Source organism: Leptospira stimsonii (assembly GCF_003545885.1).
In the GTDB taxonomy this organism is placed as follows: Bacteria; Spirochaetota; Leptospiria; order Leptospirales; family Leptospiraceae; genus Leptospira; species Leptospira stimsonii.
The window spans coordinates 1,596,738-1,618,927 of sequence record NZ_QHCT01000001.1 but is presented as its reverse complement, the minus strand read 5'-3'; the positions used below and the strand labels follow the sequence as shown (position 1 = coordinate 1,618,927).

Below are 22,190 nucleotides of genomic sequence, written 5' to 3'. Positions count from 1 at the left end.
TTTCCTCCTTTGCCAGCATTTTGAGTGTTACCTATGTTCCCGGTCTATTTTGTTACCCATGTCTCCGGTTTGTACCTTTGGGTGGAGGGGAGCGGTGGCGGGAAAAATCGGCAGACTTTCCTCTATCACAAAATTCTAATTTTGCAAGCGCAAATCCCCGTGTAGGAACTCCTAAAAACCTTTCTTTGCTGGACGATTCTCATTCAAATTCTTTTCCACCCTCGAGCAAAGGTTACGCGAAAGAATCGAATTCGGCAATCTTTCAAAAATAGACGGAAATATTTGGATTTGCACTTCGAATTTTGTGTTGACAAAAAATGAATTTATTTCGACATCGAAATAGATGAAACAAGAATTCGCAATCCATCTCTTATCCAGAACGAGAGACCGAATCCAGAAATTCTTAGCCAAAGAATTCGAAAAGGAAGGAATTAAGGATCTTGTCCCCGCCCACGGAGGAGTTCTCTACGCACTCGGAACTTCCGGGGAAATGACGATGAGTGAACTCGCAAAGGTGTTGGATCGAACCAACTCGACGATCACGGCACTTTTGGATAAAATGGAAGAATTGAAATATATAAAAAGAATTCAATCCAGCGACGACGAACGTGTGTTTACCGCAGTATTGACCGCTAAGGGAAAAACCGCGAGAGAAGCCGTGATCCGCGCTTCCCAGACGACGACACAAAGATTATACAAGGGATTCGGTCCTGATGAAAAAGAAACCTTTGTCCGTCTACTGGATAGGATGTATTCTAATTTTGAAAAATAAGAGAGATTCATTTTTTAAGTACCATTTATTTCGACATCGAAATAAATAAACGGAGGAGTTTATGTTTTCAGGAAAAACAATCGTAGTCACGGGTTCTGCAAGAGGGATCGGAAAAGTAACGGCAAGAAATTTTTTAACGAAAAACGGCAACGTCGTCGTATCCGATGTGGATCCGATTCTTCTGGAAAAAACGATCGAAGAATTCAAATCCTTAAAAACGGGGAAGGTCCTCGGAAAACTCTGCGACGTAAAAGAGAAAAACCAGATCAAAGAACTTGCGGATTTTGCGTTCAAAGAAACCGGAAGTCTGGATATTTGGATCAACAACGCGGGAATCATCAAGGACGATCTTCTTTTGAGAATGAGCGAAGAAAAATGGGACCAGGTTTTTGACGTAAATCTGAAGGGGGCGTTTTTAGGCACACAAGCCGCCGCGAAATATATGATCAAAAAGGAATGGGGACGAATCATCAATATCGGTTCTGTTTCCGGTTTTTATGGAAACGGAGGGCAAGCCAATTACTCTTCCGCAAAGGCCGGTCTTATGGCGCTTACAAAATCTTCCGCGAGAGAACTCGCTTCCAGAAACGTAACCGTGAACTGCGTGGCCTCGGGTTTTATCGCAAACGACTTCGCACCGAATCTTCCCGAAGAAGTAAAAGAAGGCATCTTAAAAACGATTCCTCTCAAAATCGAAAGAAATCCGGAAGAATCCATCTCTTCGGCGATTCATTTTTTCGCTTCGAACGAAGCGGATTGGATCACGGGAGCGACCCTTCGAGTCGACGGCGGAATGATGATCGGATTCTAAACCCTAAAATCGGAAAAGAATATTAGAGAGTTTTAATTCCGATTTCGGAGAATCGGTTTCGATCGCATACGAACTGAGCGATATCGATCTGTTTATGATGATCAAAGAGAAAAGTAGTCATCCTTCCGACGAATCTTCCTTTGTATTCTTCTTCCAGAAATCGAATCCAAGCTAAGATATCGATCAATTCGTGTGCGAGAAATTCATAATTCTTCCCTTCGTGAGCGAACTTCTCTCTCGGGTTGAAAATTTTCTCTTCGTTTAACAAAATCACGTTTTCCAAAGTAAATGGATAATCCTTCAACCCACCCGCGAGGCCGATCTGATAGAATTTTTCAGCCTCTTCTCCGGGACGAAACGCGGTCGTTCTTGCCGAGGCGATAAAAGAGAAGATCTCAGGAGTCATTTCGGTTCTGATTCTGGAATTTCCGACCGTCGAACCGGGATAACTCACCTGATGATCCAGGATCAACTTTCGATCTCCTTCGTCTGGTTCTAAAATACAATATCCTTTTTCCCAGCTCATCGCGAATGATCTTGCGACGGTAATCAAAGGAACTTCCCCGATTTTTTGGAGATTGTTCTCCAATCCGTCCAAATAAACCTGATCGCAAAAATCAAACGTGGGGAAACTCGACTTCTCCAATTCAAAATCCAGATAAAGACCGAAAGCCGATTGCAACGCGATCGGATGTTCTATGATCTTTACTTCACCCAGTTGTATATTATGATTTCCTTTTATACAATATTCAGGCCTGAGTTCGAGAGTCTTTTGAGAATAAGAGAATTTGGAAAACGATCCGGAGGAAGGTTTTACTCGAATCTTCGAGGATTGATTCTCCAAAGTGGAAACTCCTTTTACGGAGAATTCTTTTTGGATGGTATAAGAATTTTGGACGTCGATAGGAAATCGATCGTCGACAAAGTGTTTTGGGAATTGATCAATTTCCGGGAATCGTTTATTTTTGAGTTCGGAGATCGTTTGGAGCGCTGTGTGGATTTGCATTCTAAAACGACTATAGACGTCGTTTTTTCAAAAGAAGGCAATTCTTAATTCGCAGAGAAAGTCCGGGTGAAACGTCGTCACCCGGAAAATGGAATTACGCTCCGTAAAAAAGAAAAGAAGCTACGATGGTCCAGATTCCCACTGCAATTCCAAAAATTCCCAACTTACCTTGGATGGGAGCCAATTTCGCAAGAAGTTCTGCTCCTTTCTTTTTGGCTTCTTCGTTTTTAGAGAGAACATAGGTAGAGATGGTTCCGAATCCGAGAATGAATCCGAGAACAGCCTGCACGATGTTTCCTGCAAGAGCGGTTACCCAATAGATTGGCCAATTTGGTAGCCAGCCGAGTCCGAGAAGGCCTTGGAAAACGATTCCATAAATTCCCCAGAAGCAAAAAACGAGTCCGATCCATCCTTGATACGGTGCAATCTTAGCGAGCAATTCCTTTGCATCCGGTTTTTTTGCCAAAAGCAAAGAAGGCACAGCAAGGATGCTGAGCACGATGAGTGTTATTCCTGATACCATTTAGTATCTCCTGTTTGTTTAAGATGGACTCAACATTCTTTCTCTTCTTTGAGAAGTAAAAAGAATGTAAAATCTCTGATGCATTAACTATTTGAGTAATGCTTTTTTGCATTCTTTTTCGTTTTTGATTCTCCATTTATAAGAAAATACGAATAACACTTGTTCGTAGATTTTTGAATATTCTTTCAGAGCTTTTCTCTTTTCTTCTTGAGAATGGATAAAACAAAACGTCTTTTGGCTTCCGTCCGTTCCCGCAAGATACGTTAATTTATAATTTAACAAATATTATATAATTCGAAAATTGTAATATTGTCCGTTGACTTTACAAGAAATAAGACGTATTTACGATGGACAATATCTCCTAAGAATCAAAGCCGCTTTGATAAGAGAAAAGATTCGCCGTTAGATTCTTCTTTTTTTAAAAATTTGGTTCTATAAAATGAGATACAATTTGATACAAACTTGGGATCGAATTTTTCGTTCAGGAATACATCCAAGAAGATCTTCCAATGTTTCCCCATAAGAAGCTTGAAGAATCGATTGAGGCAAGGAGTTGTGAATGGAAGAAGTTCGTGTTTCGACTTTTCAATGTTTGAGAGCGAGTTGATTGTTCGAAGATTCCTTAGAAAAGACCCGGAAACGTTCCAAGAATCCTTTCGGTCCATCTTCTGAAAAAGAGGAGTTCCTACTTTTATTTCCATAAATCGGCATGTGCTTTTGCGAGATCGGATTCTCCCCGATCCAAGGAAAACCGATCCGGAGTTCCGTCCACGATCCGAATGGATTCTTCTTTGTCATAATTTAGCAGAGAAAAATGGAGAGGCCCCTTCGACTTTTTCGTCTTTTTTTTTCAAAACACCGTTTTCCGGAATCTGCTCGCCGAACTCGATTCCCCAGAAAGGTCATTTGGAAATCCACCTACTTCACGGGTAGAATAAGGAACTTACCAGGTCAGACATTCTTTGGAAAATGTGTGAGTTCCTACTTTTTTAGAAAATTCGGTACGATTTCCGGTTCGAAGCCGAAATTCTCCCCAAGGGACAAATTCGATCTTCGAAGAACGGTCCATTTTTGACCGAGGTCGGAACTCACCCCGGGCGTACAAGCGTTTTTCCTTTTTCCCCTTGACCGGAGGGGAACGTCGACCAGATTGGTTGAAAACGACTTAAAACAGGCCGGATCGATATGTACGCTATTATTTCAGTTGGAAACAGACAATTCAAAGTAACCCAAGATCAGGAATTCCTGACCGAAAAAACCGGTAAAAACGCGGGCGAATCCTTTGACGCGAAGGTTCTTCTCTTCGCAGAATCCAGCAATAAAGTTCATATCGGACAACCCGAGCTCAAAACGGCTCGTGTTTCCCTGAAAGTTTTGGAAGACGTAAAAGGTGATAAGATTCACGCTTACGTTTACAAAAGACGTAAGAACTATCAAAAAGCTTGGGGTCACAGACAACAGCTTCAGAAAGTTAAGGTCGTTTCTCTTTCTGCGGTTTGATCCGGATACGGATAACTCGCAAAGAAGAGTTGTATTCTTCCTTAGAAAGTGAGGGACATTCCCCGACTTCCTTGGGAAAAAAGGGTGAGAATCTTCTCTGCTCTGCCGTTTCGGTCCTGGTTCAGACACTTTATCTGCACCTCCTCCAAACCGGTAACGCAAACCCCGCTGAGATCCGTGATGGATATCTTCGGTTCGAAGTTCTCCCCAAAGACAATGTTTTAATTCATAATAGTTTTGAATTGGTTCTCTCCGGACTTAAAAATCTGAAGAATCAATACCCGAAAGAAATGGAACTGATAGGAGTACCAGAAGATGGCACATAAGAAAGGTGGTGGATCCTCAAAGAACGGCCGGGATTCGAATTCCCAGAGACTCGGAGTAAAACGTTTTGGCGGAGAATCCGTTCTCGCCGGAAACATTCTCGTTCGCCAAAGAGGAACAAAGTTCCGCCCTGGCAATAACGTAGGACTTGGTAAAGATCATACCCTCTTTGCTCTCGTTCACGGAAAAGTAAAGTTCGAGATGGTTTCCAAGTTGAAAATGCAGGTTTCCGTTTACCCGGAATAACCCCTCATATTCAAACTCAAACCGGATGAACCGCAGTCTCCTGCCCGTTTCTGGGTCCGGACTCTGCGGTTTTTTGTTTTTTAGACTCATTTAAGAATTTTAGAATATTCAAATAACATGGAATCCTTTGTAGACGAAGTCGCAATAGAAGTTTACGCCGGACACGGCGGCCCCGGTTCTGTACATTTTCGAAGGGAAAAGTACGTCGAGTTCGGAGGGCCGGACGGAGGCGACGGTGGAATCGGCGGAAACGTCATCATTCGTCCGAATCTTTCCATGTACACCCTAGACAAATATCTTTCCAAAAGAAAGTTCAAAGCCGAGGCGGGATTTCCCGGAGTCGGGGACAATTGCTCCGGTAAAAAGGGAGAAGACTTAGTTCTTTTCGTTCCTCTCGGAACTCAGATCTACGACGAAGAAACCGGAGACCTTCTCTTCGACTTCGTCACCGATACGCAAGAATACGTCGTGGTTCGCGGCGGGCGCGGCGGTAAAGGGAATACTCATTTTAAATCTTCCACCAATCAAACTCCACGTTTCGCACAACCCGGAGAAGACGGAGAATATAAGTTCCTTCGACTTTCTCTCAAACTTTTAGCGGATGTGGGAATCGTCGGTCTTCCAAACGCAGGTAAGTCCACGTTGATCTCAAAGATCACCGACGCGCATCCAAAGATCGCGGGTTATGCGTTCACCACTCTTTCTCCGAACCTCGGCGTTGTTAAGCGAAGAGGAGATATCTTTCGTTTTACGATCGCGGATATCCCCGGAATCATAGAAGGCGCGAGTATGGGAATCGGACTCGGTCTTTCTTTTCTTCGTCACATCGAACGTGTAAAAGGGATTCTTTATCTCTTCGATTCTTCTTCCTTGGATATCGAAGAGGATTTGAAGATGCTTCGAAACGAACTTTCGACTTACAATCCGGAACTTCTCAAACGTCCTTATCTGATCGTCCTCAATAAAATCGATATTTGGGATGATCCAGAATTCACAAAGGATCTGATCTCCAAGGTTTCTCATTTAGGAAAGGTCGTCGCGATCTCCGCGGACCAAGAAACCAACCTGGAAGAACTCCTTGAAACGATGGATGAAACTTTTTTTAAGGATGAGATCGAAAAGGTCTTAAATCCGAAAGAATCAAAAACGAATTCTTCTCTTGAAAACGACTCTTCGCTTCCTAAGGAAAGCGTCTTGGATGAAACAGAATAGGATCTTCGAACATGGAACGTTCTTCTCTCTCTGAAAAAATCCGCTCTTCGGAAATGATCGTAATCAAAGTCGGCTCCGCGAGACTTTCCGGTCCCGAGTCGGAAGTGAACGACTTCCTCTTTCAGTTGGTAAGCGATATCCGCCATCTCAGAGATCTTGGTAAAAAAGTGATTCTCGTTTCCTCCGGTGCGATCGCAAGAGGAAGACTTTTGTTAAGCGAACTCCCCTCGTCGATCTCTTCGGGAGATTCCCTTTCCGAAAAACAGGCGTTAGCCGCAATGGGTCAGAATCGGCTCGTCAACCTCTACGACAGTTTTTTTTCGAAGGTAAACCTTAGTATCGCTCAGATTCTTTTTGGGGTTTTGGATCTCGAGTCTAAAGAAGGATACAAGAATCTTAAGAACACATTCACCCAACTACTGGAATGGGGGATTCTTCCCGTCGTAAACGAAAACGATTCCGTCGCGACGGAAGAGGTGAAATTCGGGGACAACGACATGCTTTCCGCGCTTGTAAGCCTGATCGTCGGCGCGGATCTCTTGATCATTCTTACGGGTGTGGACGGTTTTTTAAAAGAAGAGAAAGTCGTTCCTTTTTTAGAAAAAATCGGGAAAGAAAATCTGGACTTAGCGGGAGGGCCGAGCGGTCCCGGAACCGGAGGAATGTTTACAAAACTCAAATCCGCCGGTTTACTTTCGGAAGCAGGAGTTCCCACGGCGATTTTAAACGGCAAAAGAATGCACGTCATTCGGGAATTCTTAGATCAAAATTCGATTGGAACGTTAGTCGCTCCTTCCGGGAATCGTGTTTTTTCCGAAGAAGACGTAAAGGAAATCATTCGAAAAAATCGGAACGGAAATGGAAACGGAGGAAATCATCTATGAAAGAATTGGAATATGTGGAAGATCTCTGCGCTCGCGCTAAAAAATCTTCTCGAACTCTTAAATCGCTTCCGTCCTCACTTAAGAATAAAGTCCTTCTTGATCTCGCAGATATATTAGAAAAACGGAAAGAAGAAATTCTAACCGCAAACGAGTTGGATCTAAAAGACGGAAAAGAAAAAAATCTTTCTTCCGCTCTTATGGATCGACTTCTTCTCAACGAGAAACGAATCGCCGGAATGGCGTCCGCACTTCGAGAAATCGTCGCACTTCCCGATCCAGTCGGCGAAGTCACGAGAGGTTTGACTCTTCCCAACGGACTCGAACTCGTCACGAGAAGAGTTCCCCTGGGTGTTGTCATGGTGATCTACGAATCGCGACCGAACGTTACGATCGATGTCGGCGCGCTTTCTTTTAAATCCGGAAACGCTTGTATCCTTCGCGGAGGAAGCGAAGCGTTTCACTCGAACGCGGCTTTGGTGAAACTTTTTCACGAGGTTTTGCAAAAAGAAGGAATCGACGTCGGTGCGGTTACTTTTGTAGACAAGACCGATCGCGCCTATATGCTTCCTTTCTTTCAACAAACTTCGAAGATCGATATCGTAGTTCCGAGAGGCGGAGAAGGACTGATTCAGTTTGTCTCGGAACATTCTAAAATTCCGGTCGTAAAACACGACAAAGGCGTTTGTAATCTTTTTATCGATGAGGACGCGGATCCTGAAAAAGTGATTCCCATCGTAATCAACTCAAAGGTGCAAAGACCCGGAGTTTGTAACGCGACGGAGAATTTAATTCTTCATACGGGATATCCGTTTCGAAAAGAACTCTTAGAAGCGCTCGCAAAAGAAGGCGTTGAACTTTTACTCGATCCTCCATCACTCTCTCTTTACCCAAAAGGAAAACCGGTAAAGGAAGAAGACTATCTGGAAGAATTTTTGGATCTCAGACTTTCCGTCAAAACGGTATCCTCTTTGGAGGAAGCGTTAGCTTTCATTGAAAGAACCTCTTCCGGTCACACGGAAGCGATCGTGACGGAAGATTTGAGCACCGCGAAACGGTTTACGAATTCTTTGGATTCCGCCGCACTTTTTATCAACTGCTCCACTCGTTTTCACGATGGAGGAGAATTCGGCTTGGGCGCCGAAGTCGGGATTTCCACCGGAAAACTTCATGTAAGAGGACCGATGGGATTGGTTCATCTAACAACGACCACAACATACGTTACCGGCAACGGACAAATCCGAGGATAAATATGTCCGAGGAAAAAAAAATCCTCACTGGTATTTTTGGAGGGAGTTTCGATCCTCCACACGAAGGACATTCCGGGATTCTTAAGTCTTTCTTTGCAGGATTTCCGGATTGCGAAGAAGTGTTTCTTATCCCGAATCGCCAAAACCCGCTCAAGGGAATCAAAGAAACTTCACCGAAAGATATATTAGAAATGTTGAATCTATTTATTCAAGAATTCAAATACCCGATCCGAATACTTGACATAGAACTCAAAAAAAAAGGGCCCAGTTATACGGTTGATACACTTCGAGAATTAAAAACTTCTTATCCAGATCGGGAATTTTTACTTTTGATCGGAGAGGACAACTACGACCACTTTCACCATTGGAAAGACTGGAGAGTTATATTAGAAAACGTTAAATCGGTCTGCGTATTCCGAAGAGTCTCCGAAATAATTCCTATCAATCCAAACCTGCAGGAAGTCTCGGAAAAATTCTTTTTTTTAAAAAATCCACTCATCCCTGTTAGTTCCACGGAATTAAGGCGAGAATTCCGATCCTCCTGGGAAACTTCGAAAATTCCAGCGAACCTGAGGGATTACATAGAAAAAAAAGAGCTCTATTAGTATTAAAGCAAATCCAAAATTAGAATCAACAATCTCTTTTTAACGGTTTGTTTTCTTCGTTTGTTTTCTCTGGTTCTTTACATTTTTCTTATATAACGATTTTTCCAGAGGCTTAGACATGTGGACGTTTCTCGGAAACGTTCCATTTTTTTCGAGCACTTTGTTGATTCTTCCGGCTAATCTTCTTGGATTTACACAATGATCCACGATCAAAAAGGACTGACGTCCGCCATCTACGGCCGGTATATCGAGATAGAAGCCGATTCCTTTTAAAAAGCTGTCTTTCATCGCTCGAAAGCGAAAATCCGAAGAGAGAGGAATTCGGAGCCAACCCCCAGTGTAAAGCCTTTTTCCGGAGGAAAGAAATTGGTTTGCGATGAAGTAAATAAATTCTTGATCCACAAGAATCCGCTCTATTCTTATCAAACGTCTGAACCCTATAGTTAGCGAAATCCAAGAAACCCAAAGGAAAAAGAGCTCAAGAAAGCCGTTAGGAAAAAAGTCAGGATAAGGTTCGAAACAAGATTGCGTAGAATTTTCAACCTCTCTTTTTACGGGGGAAATGACCATATAAAAGAACAAACTTCCGAATGAGATCGAAAGCGAATGCCAAAAAAAAGAACGAGGCGACGGTCGGTTGTATAGGAGTATCTGATCCATGAATTTCCTTGACGTTTGCCTTTTCTAACAATTCCGGTTCTACTGATTTTCACCCAAGTGGGGCTTTTCAGTAACAGCGAAATCAAATCGGTCTTCCCAAGATTTAGTAAGAATCCCTGCAGAGATGGCGAGTGGAGGAGAGTTTGATCAACGCGTTTACGCAAACTTCGAATAGCACCGAAGCGGGAGTCTATTTGTTGAAGATATCTGTAAGAGTTCTGACAACTGCCAATCTTTGATCGAGTGGAGAGAATAGAGAATAAAGATCCCTTTGCGATTATACGAACTTCGTAGAAACAAAATACTACTCTCAACACAAATCCCTCGGTGCGTTTATATGAACTTCGTAGAAACGTGATATTCTATATCTTGAAAGTTTCCGTCGGAGTTCCGACAAAGCGGGTAAAACAAAGTCGAGTGAAAGCGCGCTTTGGTCACCGCGCGTTTAGGCGAACTTCGTAGAAATGTGATATTCTATGTCATTGAGATTTCTGTCGGAGTTCCGACAGAGTAGGTAAAAACAAGTCGAGTGAAAGTATGTTAGGCCCATTGTGCAATTAGGCGAACTTCGTAGAAACAAAATACTACTCTCAACGCAAATCCCTCGGTGCGTTTATACGAACTTCGTATAAGGGTGAAACGGGTCTTTTTTTTTGAAGATATTTATAAGAGTTCTGACTACTGCTGGCGAAGCAAAGTTGGTTGAAAGCGCACGAGAACCACCGTGCGATTAGGCGAACGGCATATAAACGCAACAATGGAATTTTTTTTTTAAAGTTCCGTAGGACTTCCGAGAACGACCCCATGGCTTCGGTTATGTGAATTGTTATGAAGTTCGGATCGCCTTGCGTTTATGCGAATTACTTAGAAATTCAGAGATGATATTCTAAATCTTCAAGTTTCTGTCGGAGTTCCGACAGAACAGATAATTTAATTTCAACGAAAGTATGTCATGGTCGCCCCGCGTTTATGCGAACTTCGCAAAAACGCAGAATCAGAGGCAGTACGTTCGTCTGTAAACTCCCACCAATTTCTAAATTGGATTTGTATATTGGTAAAAGTGAAAGGCAATCCTAAGCGATATTATTGCGAAGAGGCGAAAAGTTATCGATCGTTGTTCCCACAAAATAAAGCGCTTTCATCAAAGAACGAAGCGAGCAAATAGGAACAGATAGAGCGGGATGGTGATTCAAAGGAATTTGCAACGCCTTTGAATTCTTCCTGTAACCGAATTTCGTAAAAGTCGAAAATCTACTTTTGACTTAAGAACTCGTCCGTTTATGCAAACTTCGTAGATTCGAAAAATATCCAAACTTACCAACTTATTTGCGTTTAGGCGAACTTCGTAGAAACGAGAAATTCTATATCTTGAAAGTTTCCGTCGGAGTTCCGACAACGACCAAGTCTCGTCGTTTGGAGTTATTTTAAGTAGAGCCCTGGGCGTTTAGGCGAACTTCGTAGAAACTAAAAATCTACATTTTGCCGCAAAAATTTTTACCAATTCAACGAGCTTATAAAATTTGCTCAGAATCACAGCATTCTGGCAGAAAATACAAAACTTTTTAGAGAAGGGAATTTCCCGATAAACCTTCCCATTCCGAATAGGATGCACAGCGATGGAACTATTTATGCTCTCAATTTCTCCTCTCCAAGATGAGAATTCACAATCTTGAGAAGAAAGACGTCGGAGTTACGACAAGGAACAAATTCTTAAAAAAGAATTGAATCTTCGGAGAGTTTTCTTCCTCGAGATTCCTCGAAGGTTTGAAAACCAGATATCCAAAAAGGAGCCACTTGCAATATGGAATACAGTTTCCGTTAACGAATCCAAGCCTAAATCTCGCTCATTTGTAAAATCAAAGTTCACTTTGAAAAAAAATAGAATTTTCAATTCATTCTCTCCCTACAGCCTGGACTCATGAAGGCAGACTTCTTTTACGATCCGGAAACGATCCGCCGAGTCTTAGAAACACCCCAAAAAACTTGGTTCAAAGAAGGTTCCCGAATCACCAACATTACGACCTCTTCCAGTGAAGCGGAAATCGGCTCCCTTTTTGTTCCTCTTAGAGGAAATCGTGACGGACACGAATTCATCAGAGACGCAATTTCTCGAGGTGCATCCTATTTTTTAATCGAAGCGGATCATCCTCTTCGCAAAAGTTTATCTTCGGAGGAAGAGAAAAAAGCGATTCCGGTCAATGACACGTTATCCGCTCTTGGAAAGCTCGCGGCCTTTCATCGTTCTCGATTCCGTCCGATTCTCATCGCGGTAACGGGTTCGAGCGGGAAAACGACGACAAAAGAACTTCTCGGAAATTGTCTCCGACCAATCGGAGAATCTGCGTTAGTCGTCACTGAAAAAAATTATAATAACGAAATCGGACTTCCCTTCACTCTTTTTAGAATCACAGATATGACAAGAATCGTGGTTTGCGAAATGGGAATGAATCATAGAGGAGAAATTTCGAGACTTTCCACGATCGCAAAACCGGATCTTGCAATCATAACCACTATCGGAACAGCACACATAGAATTTTTAGGAAGCCAAAAGAATATCGCGAAAGCGAAAGCGGAAGTGGTCGAAGGATTCCAAAACGGAGGAAAACTTTTTTTCCCAAGCACCGGAGAACATTTAAAAATTCTTAAAAAGAAACTAAAAAAATACGGGGGAAAACTGATTCTCAGCGAACCGGAAAAGACATTCACTATTATTGAAAGAAAGCCCTTGGGCTTCACTCTTGAATATAAAGGAAATAGAATAAACTGGAATCTTCCCGGAGAAAAACTCCTCGAAAATCTCGCCCTTTCCGTCGCGCTCTTAGAAACGATCGAAACACCAAAGGAATGGATCTTAGAAGGAATTTCGAGTTTTCGATCCGGCAATAAACGCCTCGATTTACAAACCGGAAAATACTCCATTATCAACGATACATACAACGCAAATTACGAATCCATGATATCCTCTCTCGAAGTGGCAAATCAGTTAGCCGATGGGAAAGATTTTTACGCGGTCTTAGGCGATATGAAAGAATTGGGAAAACATTCTTCTACCTTTCACAAAAAGTTGGGCACTCAGTGCGCTGAATTTAAAAACTTGAAAGGACTCTTTACATTCGGTAAAGATGCAGAATGGATCCAAAAAGAATTTAATAAGCGCGCGAGTTCACCCAGATTTTCTTTTCATTTTGACGGAACCACGGAAGGTCTCAACGAACTCTTAAAAACTTTTGTCGAAAAAGTGCCGGAATCTTCGGTCGTCTTAGCAAAAGCGTCCAGAGGAATTCAACTGGAGCGCTTCGTCGAAGGTCTTCCGGTTTAGTACTTGCAAACCGAAGATTGAAAAGAATTATCTAACGCAGGAGAAAGAACTTGGGCGCAAAAGTTGCAATCATTATGGGAAGTCATTCCGATTGGGAAACGATGAAAGAAGCCGAGCTCATTCTAAACGAGTTCGGCGTTTCCGTTCATAAGGAAATCGTTTCCGCACACAGATCTCCCGAACTTATGTTAGAATTTTCTAAATCCGCAAGAGACGCAGGTTTTTCCGTCATCATCGCCGGTGCCGGCGGTGCGGCCCATCTTCCGGGAATGGTAGCCTCTCTGACGACGCTTCCCGTTCTCGGAGTTCCGATCCAAAGTAAAGCACTGAACGGACTGGACAGCCTTCTTTCCATCGTTCAAATGCCGGGCGGAGTTCCGGTTGGAACTCTGGCGATCGGGGTCGCCGGTGCAAAAAACGCAGGTCTACTTGCGATTCGAATTCTTTCTCTCCAAGATTCTAAACTCTCTGAGAAACTTTCCAAATATAGGGATCAAATCCGCGAAGACGCACTTTCTAAGAATAAGGATCTTCTGTGACACAAAATAAAATTCTTCTTCCGGGAGCAAAGCTCGGAGTCATGGGCTCCGGTCAGTTAGCAAGAATGTTTGCACTGGAAGCGATACCGAACGGCTATGAAGTTTTCGTTTATTCTCCGGAACAGAATTCTCCTGCGGGAGGTGTGGGCGCAAAAGAATTCGTCTTTGATTACGAAGACAAAGATGCGATCCTCTCTTTTTTAAAATCGATCGACGCACTCACATTCGAATTTGAGAATATTCCAGATTTGGCACTTTCCATAATTGAGGATTTTGAAAGGAATTCGGACCTGATCGTCCGTCCGTCGGCAAGCTGTATTCGAATTGCACAGAACCGCTGGAAAGAAAAGTCCGCGTTTCGGGAAGCAGGAATCCCAACCGTGAACTTTTTTCCGGTCTTTACCGAACAGGATAAAAACGAGGTCCCTAAAAAAGTCGGATATCCCTGTATTCTAAAAACCAATACGATGGGTTATGACGGGAAAGGGCAAGTAAAGTGTAAGTCAGAGGACGAACTGATCACCGCACTCTCCTCTCTCAGAGAACTCAATCATATCGTGGAGGAATTTTTTCCATTCACATCCGAAGCCTCCGTCATTTTTGCAAGATTTCAAGACGGAACGATTTCGCACTATCGTCCTTCATTAAACATCCATAAGAATCATATCCTGGATCTAACCTTTCATCCCGGTGACTTCCCTTCGATGATAGAAACCAAGCTCGTCGATTATGCGAAGAAACTTGCCGAGAAAATTGACTACATCGGAGTTTTTGGAATCGAGTTTTTTATCAAAGAAGATCGAATCCTCTGCAATGAATTCGCACCAAGACCGCACAACTCGGGACATTTTAGTCAGGACGGCGGTTCTCTCTCCCAATTCTCCCTTCAGCTGAGAACGCTCTGTAATCTTCCGGCTCCAACGGAAATTCCAGTGAGGCCCGTGACGATGAAGAATATTCTTGGCGAAGACTACAAACCGGAATCGAAGCTCTGGATGGAAACATTAAAGAATCCTCATTTTCATCTCCATCTCTATGGAAAAACGGAAGCCCGAAAGGGAAGAAAAATGGGTCATTGGAATTACTCGGGACCGAAGCCCGAGTCAGCTTTCGAACATTGGGAATAATTTAAGAAAGTGATTTTTCACGGGCGGGATTCTTTCGATTCTAATCGATTTGCTGAAAGATTAAACGAAGTCTGAAATTCTTATCGAAAGGAAACGCGCGTTCGATGTGATTTTCGTTTTGATGCTATTATTTTTTTATAAAACCCTTTTTTTTCTTTCCTCAACCTCCGAAATAGAGGCCAGTTGTTTCTTAGGAAGAAGAAAAGTGAAACGATATAACTTATTTCGGTTTAGGATTTTTTCCTCTCTACTTCCTTTTTTAGTTTCAATTCTGATAAGCTCTTCTCTCCTCTATTGTTGGTCCAATCCCTTTTACAAACCGCCGATCGAATGTGTAAGCAATATTAACAATTCGCTTTGTCCGAAGGAAAATTCGTTCGGATTGATCTTAACCGGAATCCTTGCCGGTTTCCTTTATGCCGAAAACGCAGTCACAGTATCGAATGTAGCAAATTATTCTATTCTTCAGTCTGGTTTTTTAACAGGTAAAGCGCAGACCCCGGCGGTGTATGTTTCTCTGGACGGTCAACCCGGAAGTATCGTTCCAGTGGATAGTCTTTCCTCATGGAGATATCAACTTCCCGCGCCTTCCGTTACGGGAACCTTTTGGAAATTAGGAACGAGACACAAGATTTCCATCAGTGCAGTCGATTCGTTTGGGAATATCTTCGGAAGTAAGTCAATCAATGTGATCAAGGGACCGAATCGTGATACCAACGGAGACGGGTTTGCAGATGCCCTTCTTTCTGTTTCTCCGAGTAACGCGGTTGTAGGGTACGGGCTTGTTTTTTTAGGACACGGAGATACGGGAAATCCATCTCCAACTCCGGACTCTATTCTCACGGACGGTCAAGCGGGAGGAACCTATTTCGGAGATCGGATCGGTTCCGGTGATTTCAACGGAGACGGTTATGCGGATATGGTCATCGGCGCTCAGGCCTCACCCGCATTCGGTACGATCGGAGCCGCTTTTATCTTTCACAGTTCCGGCCCGAACGGAATTCAAAGTCAAAATTTACTTTCCGGTGGTTCGTACAATACTTTGATCCAAGGTCAGAACAGCGGGGAAAGACTCGGCTCAATGGTGTTAGGCGGAGACGTAAATAACGACGGCTATGATGATGCGATTCTAACCTCTCCATGGCTTAACGGCGTAAGTTATATTTTTTATAGCCAGGGATCGTCCGGAGTTCCGTCCAAAAATTTAGGAGCGGGCGGATTGGCCGACATTAAGTATTTAGGGGCCGCGGATAACTTCGGTTCGAGTTCCAGCGTCGGGGATATCAATGCAGACGGATACATGGATTTAGTCGTAGGCGCTCCCACGTTCAATACAAACCAGGGAAGAGTTTATATCTTTATATCAAATGCGGGAGTTCTTCCTCTAACGCCGCAATATCTGATTTCGCCTAACGCGCAATGCCCTCCGGGGGGAGGATGCAATTACGCTTCGTCTATGGTTCAACTCGCCGATTTCAACGGAGATTCTTGCGCCGATCTCGCGGTAACGGCACAGGGATACAACACGAACAGAGGACTCGTCTTCGTCTATCATTCTAACTGCGGCGCGACAAATCCTTTTTCGAATACGCCGAATACGACTTTGTTCGGTCCGTCTCTTTCCACTTGCAACGGAGGAACCAACTGCTCCTTCGGCGTGTCTATGTCCTCCGGTGATATAAATGGGGACGGTTTTGCCGACCTCCTCGTCGGCGCCAATCAGACTTCGAATAATTTCGGGAACGCTTACATATTTCAAAGTGCGGGTTCGACCGGCATCCCGAACGTAGATTTGAGCTCCGGAGGCTCCGCAGTAGCTGTGTTAGGCGGGGAATCCGCAGGTTTACATTTCGGAATTTTTACCGTTCTCCAGGATATGAACGGAGACGGATTGTCTGATGTCCTCGTTTCCGCACCGGATCCGATCGCAACAGGAGCTTCCCAAGTTGGGAAAGGTAAGGTTCATTTTTTTAAGACCGACCCTTCCACTGGGATGGGGAATCAGAATCTGAACGCAGGCGGAAAGGCAACGGCCACTCTCACATATTCAAACGGACTTTCTTTTGGAAATTCAGTTGCCTCTGATCAAATCGATTTATTGGAATCGAAGATTTCCTTTCTTTTCCGTTAAACGTTCCACAAAAAAAGGTCGGAGGAACGTTCCGCTGTTTTTGAAGATCCATCCGATTCTTTTGAAAAAACTCCCGAGAATGGCTTGGAATCACAAACCGATTTTTCGATATTAGGGGAAAAACGCTAAGAACGGATTCCAAAATCAAAAAGGAAATTTGGAGGAAGGACTGAAAAAAGTTTTCACCCTCTTTTCATTTTCGCGAGATGGGCTCTACACGATTCAAAACGGAGGAGTTCCCGCATTTTTTTTTAGATCTCGAGGCAAACTGATAAAACAGAGATCGATCACTCACAGAACACTCGGCTTTCCCATCTTCTTGTTTTCACATACCGTCGCCAAAGGAAAAGAAATCTGTAACTGGATCAAAGTTCGAATCCGATCGTATGGGGGAAAATCCATACATTAGAATATTCTAATTTTTGTATTCATTTTCTCCACGAAAATGAATACAAAATCAATTTCAAAAAAAGGAAACCGCATCGAAGGATAAAATTCCAAAATCTTCCCTTTCGAAAGCTGAATCTTACCCACTAGTTCTACGGATCTTCAGAAAATCCGTCGGAACTACGACAATTCTTCCGTAAAAGTCGCGCGCCCCACCCTGATCTTGGGTGGAGGGGCGTGGAGGCGGAAAAATCCTCGGAAACATTCCTCTATCATAAAATCAAACTTCTCGCAAGAAAATATTCTCTTGTAGGAATTCCTACAAAACCCTTGTCTCGGGACGATTCTTGTCGTATCTCCTCTCAACTTGCGGACAAGGCTAAGCAATTTCGGGTGGCGGGAAAATTCCGGTCAAATCCCTCTTATCAGAAAAACATACTTTTTGCAAGTACAATCTTCCCTGTAGGAACTACTAAAATAGCCTTTTCTTGAAGTAAGATTCTCTTCACGGGTTCCTCACACATGCGGGAAAGGTCATACTGAAATCGGAAAATCAGACGTTCGGCTTACCGATCGAAAAGTATTGAAAGCCCTCTTTTTTCATCAGCTCGGGAGAATACTGATTTCTACCGTCGAAAATCACATTCGATTTCAATAATGTTTTAATTTTTCCGAAGTCGGGTTCCCTAAATTCTCTCCATTCCGTAAGGAGAAGAAGCGCGTCAGCTCCCTTAAGAGCCGAATACGCGTCCGCAGAATATTCTACTTTTCCTTGAAAATAAACCGCCGAGGTTTCCTTAGAAACTGGATCGTAGACTTGCAACTTTACGTTTTTCTCATGAAGTTGCAAAAGAAGAGGAATGGAAGGAGCCTCTCTCATGTCGTCGGTTCCGGGTTTGAAGGAAAGACCCCAGACCGCGAGGGTTTTTCCGGAAAGATTCGATTCTCCATAAAACTTTACGATTTTCTCATAGAGTCTGAGTTTCTGGGCTTCGTTGACTTCTTCCACTTTGCGAATGATCTGCAGAGGAGCGCCTTCATCTTCGGAAGTTTTGATCAGAGCGCGAACGTCCTTTGGAAAACAAGAACCACCGTAACCGATTCCCGCGTAGAGGAATTGTCTTCCGATCCGAGAGTCGGTTCCCATTCCTTTGCGAACGTCTTCGTAGTTCGCTCCTACGACTTCACAGAGATTCGCGATCTCGTTCGAAAAAGAGATCTTTGTCGCGAGAAATGCGTTACACGCGTATTTCGTAAGTTCCGCGGAGACGACGCCCATTCTTAAAATCGGATTTCCGTTTAATACAAAGGGAGCGTAGAGTTGTGCGACCAAGTCCCCTGCTCTCTGCGTGTCGGAACCGATCACAACTCTTTCCGGGCGCATAAAGTCGTCGATCGCCGCCCCTTCTTTTAAGAATTCAGGATTGGAAACGACGTCGAATTCTTCTTTTGTCTCGTTTGCGATTATCGCTTTGACCTGGGCCGCAGTTCCGACCGGAACCGTGGATTTGTCCACGATGACCTTGTAGCCGTTGATCGATTTTCCGATCTCTCTCGCGACCGCAAAGACGGCGGAAAGGTCGGAGGAACCGTCGGGAAGTGTGGGAGTCCCCACAGCGATAAAAATGAGGTCGGTCTTTTCCACTCCTTCTTTCAGAGAAGTGGTAAACTCCAGTCTCTTTTCTTTGGCGTTGTTCAAAACGAGTTCGGAAAGACCGGGTTCATAGATAGGAATGATTCCTTTTTTGAGATTTGAGATCTTCGTTTCGTCCTTATCGACGCAGATCACTTGATTTCCGTATTCTGCAAAACAAGCGCCCGCAACGAGGCCGACATAACCGCTTCCAATCACGCAAACTTTCATATTGAGAACCAGGATTCCGGACTTTCCGGACTTAGAAAGAAAAATAAATCGGGATCAAACGTCTTTTTTGAGACTGCTTTTTACCGGCAACCACGCGGCGCCTTCGAATTTCGGAAGATCCAGACGTTCCAATTCAAAGGAAAGAATTCCGTCCTTCCAGAGATAACTTTGTCCTACGTGATTGTCCCCTTCGTGCAAAGCGAGACCGAGAGAATATTTCCCGGCCGAAAAGTTGAGTGGAAGTCGGAAGTTCGCCGTAATCGATTCTCCCGCGAGAATGTTTTTCAAAGAATTGCCGAGGTGAAACGTATTTGTTCCGAACGCACGGATTCCTCTCGCGTCGTCGATATGAAAACCCACGGTCAAATCCGGAATATCTTTCTGAAACTTCGCTCCGACCTCGATCTCGATCTCCGCTCCGACGGGAAGAATCTTAGGATTGATCTGACCCTTGTATTTCAAACTCAGAGAAAGGTTTTCCAAGGGAGAATCCTTTTGTAAGGGAAGAATCGATTCTTCTCCCGATCCGGAGTCCGCGATGATCTGCATGTATTCCCGAAATCCTTCCACAGGATCTCCGTCGAACACGAGTTTGCCTTTTTCTAAAATCAAAACCCTCGAACAGACGGATTTGAGAAGTTCCAGATCGTGGCTCACGATCAAGGTCATGGTTCCTTTTTCTTGGAAGGAACGAAAACGGTGCAGACATTTTTGTTGAAAGCTCGCATCCCCCACCGCGAGGGCCTCGTCCACGATGAGAATATCCGGCCTTGAAAACGTCGCCAATGCAAAACCGAGACGCATCACCATCCCGGAAGAATATTGCTTAATTGGAATATTCTTAAATTCTTTTAAACCCGAGAATTCGAAAATTTCGTCCATCGAAGAAGATATTTCCTTCGGACTGAGTCCCCAGACAAGACCGTTGTAGTAGAGATTTTCCTCCCCCGAAAGTTCGGGATTGAACCCGACCCCCAATTCCAATATGGAACGAAGCGTTCCGTTCTTTGTGATCTTTCCGGACGCGTAAGACGAAACCCCGGTCAAAACTTTCAAGAGCGTCGACTTACCCGCGCCGTTTCTTCCGATCAAACCTACGATTTCTCCCGGCTCGACCTGAAAGCTGATATCTTTGAGAGCGTCATAACGTACGTCGTTCCCAAAAAACCCGAGAGTAAGAACGTTGAGAATTCTTTTGGAAGGTCCGCTAAATCCGTTGTAGACCTTATGAAGATTTTCTACTTTCAGGCTCAAAGATGGTCCAGGATCACCGAATGAAATTTAGAACGGGAGAAAATTCCGATCGAAGGAAATAGAATCAGATAAGGAAGGAATTCCTTCCAATGAAAAACCGGAACGAAGTCGTTTAACAAAACGGAACGAAAAACTTCCAGGGGAAAGTTGAGAGGATTCCAGACGTTGACCGAATGTAAAAAACCGGAAGACAAATAAAGGATCGGCAAAGACCAAAAGAAGAATTGGGAAATCAGTCGAATCAAAGGAGTAATGTCCCGAAGAATCACGTTCGCTCGCGCCAAATAACCCTGCACAAAAGACAAAAGAATTCCGACCGTGGAAATCACAAGAATCGAAAGAGGAAACAAAAATACATTCAATTTTCCGAATATACCGAGAACGACCAGAACCGGAATCGCCGTCACCAAAAAATGAATGAGCATCTGAACAAAGGGAATCCAGAGAAATATCTCCGGACCCAAAGGGGATCTTTTGATCAACTGCCGATTTTCGGTAAGAATGGAGGTTCCTCGGATCATATATTCCTGAAGAGGAACCCAAAAAAGAAGTCCGCTAAACGCGTAGCCGATAAAATCAACCGCGGATTCCGGATTCCCCTTGAGATGTAAGAATAAGAATACGATCGTATAAATGAGAATGATGCTGAGATTCTGGACGAGCATCCAGGAAATTCCGAGAGCGCTTCCGGCAAATTGTAAGGCGTAATCTCTCCTCACTAATATCCAAAGAATCGGTAAATTTTTCAACACTTCGTTTCAGCCTGAAGAACCTTACCTTCCTTACAGGAATAGATCCCGTCAATTCCAAAAATCCATTGGTCAATGAGTTCCAATCCGAGCGATTCCAAAAGTTTTTTGAAATTCTTATAGATCCAAAGATCGTCCTTACTCGGTTTCGAACTCGACTCGGGATGATTGTGTGCGATGATCACGGAAGAAGCCGCGTCGTTTAAGATGATCTTCAGAAGATCCCGGCTCTGCACTCCCACTTCTTCCAAACTTCCCACCGCAACGATCTCGGCTCGTAAAACAGCACCTTCGGGAGAAAGTGTAATCAGAACAAAACATTCTCTGTTTTTGGGAATGAGACTGGTGGAAAGATAATTGATGAGATGCTCCGGTGAATAACGTTTCCCCTTGAGAGCCTCCCATTTGAGACGCCTTGCGAATTCTACGGCCGCAAGCAAGGTTGTTGCCTTTGCCGGACCGACGCCTGGGATTTGTATTAGATCCGAAACCTTCTTCTGAAGAAGGCCACCCAAGCCCCGGCTATGATGGAGAATACTCCGACTCAGTTCGTCGATCGGTTGAGCCCGATTTCCCCTTCCCAGAAGTACCGCCAAAAGTTCCCAATCTTGCAAGGACTCGGCTTCATACGCTATGCGCGCTCTGGGATCCGGGAAAGGGCTCAACCTTTCCGAGAGTTTTCCGCCAGACTTCAAATCCGCTTCAGGTTGTTTTTACTGAGCTCAGACAGAGAATCTGCAAACCAGGTCCCCTGTTGAACTACTTCCCCTTCGAACGCTTCTTCCAGATAATCCGCGAAGGATTTCAGATTGGATTCTCCCGCACGAGTTCTTTCCCTCCAATTAGGGCCAGCACCTGCGAGACCACCACGTTTTCTCTGGTAATTTGCTGATTCTTGCAGAGATCGAATGATCATAGTCTTCTCTCCATTCTTATTAAATTAGACGACATAAAACGATAAAACCACAAATAATTCCACTTAACGGATATGTATATACTACTCAAAACATTAGTAAATGTCAACTAAAAA

At 43.8% G+C, this 22,190-nt stretch carries 22 protein-coding genes; 13 read left to right on the top strand and 9 right to left on the bottom strand.

From position 1 onward, the window contains the following. Positions 1-343 precede the first annotated feature (343 nt). Together DLM75_RS08090 and fabG are read left to right on the top strand one after the other, a co-directional pair. Positions 344-772, top strand: a complete 429-nt coding sequence (locus DLM75_RS08090) for a MarR family winged helix-turn-helix transcriptional regulator (protein WP_118967887.1) — start codon at positions 344-346, stop codon at positions 770-772. 61 nt (positions 773-833) lie between these two features. Then, a complete protein-coding gene (fabG, locus tag DLM75_RS08085) occupies positions 834-1,583 on the top strand; it encodes a 3-oxoacyl-ACP reductase FabG (RefSeq protein WP_118967886.1) in 750 nt (249 codons plus the stop codon). A gap of 22 nt (positions 1,584-1,605) precedes the next feature. On the opposite strand, the gene DLM75_RS08080 is transcribed toward fabG, so the two are convergent. From DLM75_RS08080 to DLM75_RS08070, 3 genes are all read right to left on the bottom strand, one after another. Then, a complete protein-coding gene (locus DLM75_RS08080; RefSeq protein ID WP_118967885.1) occupies positions 1,606-2,589 on the bottom strand; it encodes a UDP-3-O-acyl-N-acetylglucosamine deacetylase in 984 nt (327 codons plus the stop codon). 94 nt (positions 2,590-2,683) lie between these two features. Continuing rightward, positions 2,684-3,112, bottom strand: coding sequence for a hypothetical protein (locus tag DLM75_RS08075; protein WP_118967884.1), 429 nt, complete (start codon positions 3,110-3,112; stop codon positions 2,684-2,686). Positions 3,113-3,199: 87 nt separating this feature from the next. Next, complete coding sequence (locus tag DLM75_RS08070; RefSeq protein ID WP_118967883.1) at positions 3,200-3,394, bottom strand: hypothetical protein; 195 nt, start codon at positions 3,392-3,394, stop codon at positions 3,200-3,202. Positions 3,395-4,297: 903 nt separating this feature from the next. Between DLM75_RS08070 and rplU the strand changes: the two genes are divergently transcribed. From rplU to nadD, 7 genes are all read left to right on the top strand, one after another. Continuing rightward, entirely contained in the window at positions 4,298-4,612 is a 315-nt protein-coding gene (gene rplU, locus DLM75_RS08055) for a 50S ribosomal protein L21 (protein ID WP_100761350.1), read from the top strand. Further along, on the top strand, positions 4,609-4,938 hold the full coding sequence (locus DLM75_RS08050; protein ID WP_118967880.1) for a ribosomal-processing cysteine protease Prp: 330 nt from the start codon (positions 4,609-4,611) through the stop codon (positions 4,936-4,938). The genes rplU and DLM75_RS08050 overlap by 4 nt, the downstream gene beginning before the upstream one ends. After that, on the top strand, positions 4,928-5,182 hold the full coding sequence (gene rpmA / locus DLM75_RS08045) for a 50S ribosomal protein L27 (RefSeq protein WP_002629808.1): 255 nt from the start codon (positions 4,928-4,930) through the stop codon (positions 5,180-5,182). The genes DLM75_RS08050 and rpmA overlap by 11 nt, the downstream gene beginning before the upstream one ends. A 117-nt stretch (positions 5,183-5,299) precedes the next feature. Continuing rightward, positions 5,300-6,394: a GTPase ObgE gene (gene obgE / locus DLM75_RS08040; protein ID WP_118967879.1), complete on the top strand. Its 1,095-nt coding sequence runs from the start codon at positions 5,300-5,302 to the stop codon at positions 6,392-6,394. Positions 6,395-6,405: 11 nt separating this feature from the next. Then, the gene (gene proB, locus DLM75_RS08035; RefSeq protein ID WP_118967878.1) at positions 6,406-7,278 is read left to right on the top strand and encodes a glutamate 5-kinase; all 873 of its coding nucleotides are present in this window, start codon (positions 6,406-6,408) and stop codon (positions 7,276-7,278) included. Further along, complete coding sequence (locus DLM75_RS08030; RefSeq protein WP_118967877.1) at positions 7,275-8,525, top strand: glutamate-5-semialdehyde dehydrogenase; 1,251 nt, start codon at positions 7,275-7,277, stop codon at positions 8,523-8,525. Before proB ends, DLM75_RS08030 begins: the two co-directional genes overlap by 4 nt. A gap of 2 nt (positions 8,526-8,527) precedes the next feature. After that, on the top strand, positions 8,528-9,130 hold the full coding sequence (gene nadD / locus DLM75_RS08025) for a nicotinate (nicotinamide) nucleotide adenylyltransferase (protein WP_118967876.1): 603 nt from the start codon (positions 8,528-8,530) through the stop codon (positions 9,128-9,130). A gap of 39 nt (positions 9,131-9,169) precedes the next feature. Here nadD and DLM75_RS24105 read toward each other — a convergent pair whose 3' ends face one another. After that, positions 9,170-9,556, bottom strand: coding sequence for a hypothetical protein (locus tag DLM75_RS24105; RefSeq protein WP_147456619.1), 387 nt, complete (start codon positions 9,554-9,556; stop codon positions 9,170-9,172). Between the two features lie 2,152 nt (positions 9,557-11,708). On the opposite strand from DLM75_RS24105, the gene DLM75_RS08010 reads away from it, so the two are divergent. From DLM75_RS08010 to DLM75_RS07995, 4 genes are all read left to right on the top strand, one after another. Beyond that, positions 11,709-13,109, top strand: coding sequence for a UDP-N-acetylmuramoyl-tripeptide--D-alanyl-D-alanine ligase (locus DLM75_RS08010; protein WP_118967873.1), 1,401 nt, complete (start codon positions 11,709-11,711; stop codon positions 13,107-13,109). Between the two features lie 50 nt (positions 13,110-13,159). Then, positions 13,160-13,648, top strand: a complete 489-nt coding sequence (gene purE, locus DLM75_RS08005) for a 5-(carboxyamino)imidazole ribonucleotide mutase (protein ID WP_118967872.1) — start codon at positions 13,160-13,162, stop codon at positions 13,646-13,648. Further along, entirely contained in the window at positions 13,645-14,775 is a 1,131-nt protein-coding gene (locus tag DLM75_RS08000) for a 5-(carboxyamino)imidazole ribonucleotide synthase (protein ID WP_118967871.1), read from the top strand. The genes purE and DLM75_RS08000 overlap by 4 nt, the downstream gene beginning before the upstream one ends. Positions 14,776-15,157: 382 nt before the next feature. Beyond that, positions 15,158-16,906, top strand: a complete 1,749-nt coding sequence (locus tag DLM75_RS07995) for an FG-GAP-like repeat-containing protein (RefSeq protein ID WP_158586457.1) — start codon at positions 15,158-15,160, stop codon at positions 16,904-16,906. A 940-nt stretch (positions 16,907-17,846) separates the two neighbouring features. On the opposite strand, the gene DLM75_RS07980 is transcribed toward DLM75_RS07995, so the two are convergent. From DLM75_RS07980 to DLM75_RS07960, 5 genes are read right to left on the bottom strand one after another with little or no spacing between them, the layout of a single operon-like run. Continuing rightward, complete coding sequence (locus DLM75_RS07980; RefSeq protein WP_118967867.1) at positions 17,847-19,157, bottom strand: UDP-glucose dehydrogenase family protein; 1,311 nt, start codon at positions 19,155-19,157, stop codon at positions 17,847-17,849. A gap of 54 nt (positions 19,158-19,211) precedes the next feature. After that, on the bottom strand, positions 19,212-20,411 hold the full coding sequence (locus DLM75_RS07975; protein ID WP_118967866.1) for an ABC transporter ATP-binding protein: 1,200 nt from the start codon (positions 20,409-20,411) through the stop codon (positions 19,212-19,214). Then, the gene (locus DLM75_RS07970; RefSeq protein WP_118967865.1) at positions 20,408-21,163 is read right to left on the bottom strand and encodes an ABC transporter permease; all 756 of its coding nucleotides are present in this window, start codon (positions 21,161-21,163) and stop codon (positions 20,408-20,410) included. Before DLM75_RS07970 ends, DLM75_RS07975 begins: the two co-directional genes overlap by 4 nt. Further along, a complete protein-coding gene (locus DLM75_RS07965) occupies positions 21,157-21,855 on the bottom strand; it encodes a JAB domain-containing protein (RefSeq protein ID WP_118967864.1) in 699 nt (232 codons plus the stop codon). Before DLM75_RS07965 ends, DLM75_RS07970 begins: the two co-directional genes overlap by 7 nt. Beyond that, positions 21,852-22,076 carry an LIC12298 family protein gene (locus DLM75_RS07960; protein ID WP_118967863.1) on the bottom strand — a complete coding sequence of 75 codons (225 nt, stop codon included), beginning with the start codon at positions 22,074-22,076 and terminating at the stop codon, positions 21,852-21,854. The genes DLM75_RS07965 and DLM75_RS07960 overlap by 4 nt, the downstream gene beginning before the upstream one ends. Positions 22,077-22,190: the final 114 nt, after the last annotated feature.

Bases quoted from the DNA above. Each gene is read 5' to 3' on its own strand.
- DLM75_RS08010 (WP_118967873.1), top strand. From the start codon at position 11,709: ATGAAGGCAGACTTCTTTTACGATCCGGAAACGATCCGCCGAGTCTTA.
- rplU (WP_100761350.1), top strand. From the start codon at position 4,298: ATGTACGCTATTATTTCAGTTGGAAACAGACAATTCAAAGTAACCCAA.
- proB (WP_118967878.1), top strand. From the start codon at position 6,406: ATGGAACGTTCTTCTCTCTCTGAAAAAATCCGCTCTTCGGAAATGATC.
- nadD (WP_118967876.1), top strand. From the start codon at position 8,528: ATGTCCGAGGAAAAAAAAATCCTCACTGGTATTTTTGGAGGGAGTTTC.
- DLM75_RS08075 (WP_118967884.1), bottom strand. From the start codon at position 3,112: ATGGTATCAGGAATAACACTCATCGTGCTCAGCATCCTTGCTGTGCCT.
- DLM75_RS08030 (WP_118967877.1), top strand. From the start codon at position 7,275: ATGAAAGAATTGGAATATGTGGAAGATCTCTGCGCTCGCGCTAAAAAA.
- DLM75_RS07980 (WP_118967867.1), bottom strand. From the start codon at position 19,157: ATGAAAGTTTGCGTGATTGGAAGCGGTTATGTCGGCCTCGTTGCGGGC.
- obgE (WP_118967879.1), top strand. From the start codon at position 5,300: ATGGAATCCTTTGTAGACGAAGTCGCAATAGAAGTTTACGCCGGACAC.
- DLM75_RS08090 (WP_118967887.1), top strand. From the start codon at position 344: ATGAAACAAGAATTCGCAATCCATCTCTTATCCAGAACGAGAGACCGA.
- rpmA (WP_002629808.1), top strand. From the start codon at position 4,928: ATGGCACATAAGAAAGGTGGTGGATCCTCAAAGAACGGCCGGGATTCG.
- DLM75_RS08080 (WP_118967885.1), bottom strand. From the start codon at position 2,589: ATGCAAATCCACACAGCGCTCCAAACGATCTCCGAACTCAAAAATAAA.
- fabG (WP_118967886.1), top strand. From the start codon at position 834: ATGTTTTCAGGAAAAACAATCGTAGTCACGGGTTCTGCAAGAGGGATC.
- DLM75_RS07960 (WP_118967863.1), bottom strand. From the start codon at position 22,076: ATGATCATTCGATCTCTGCAAGAATCAGCAAATTACCAGAGAAAACGT.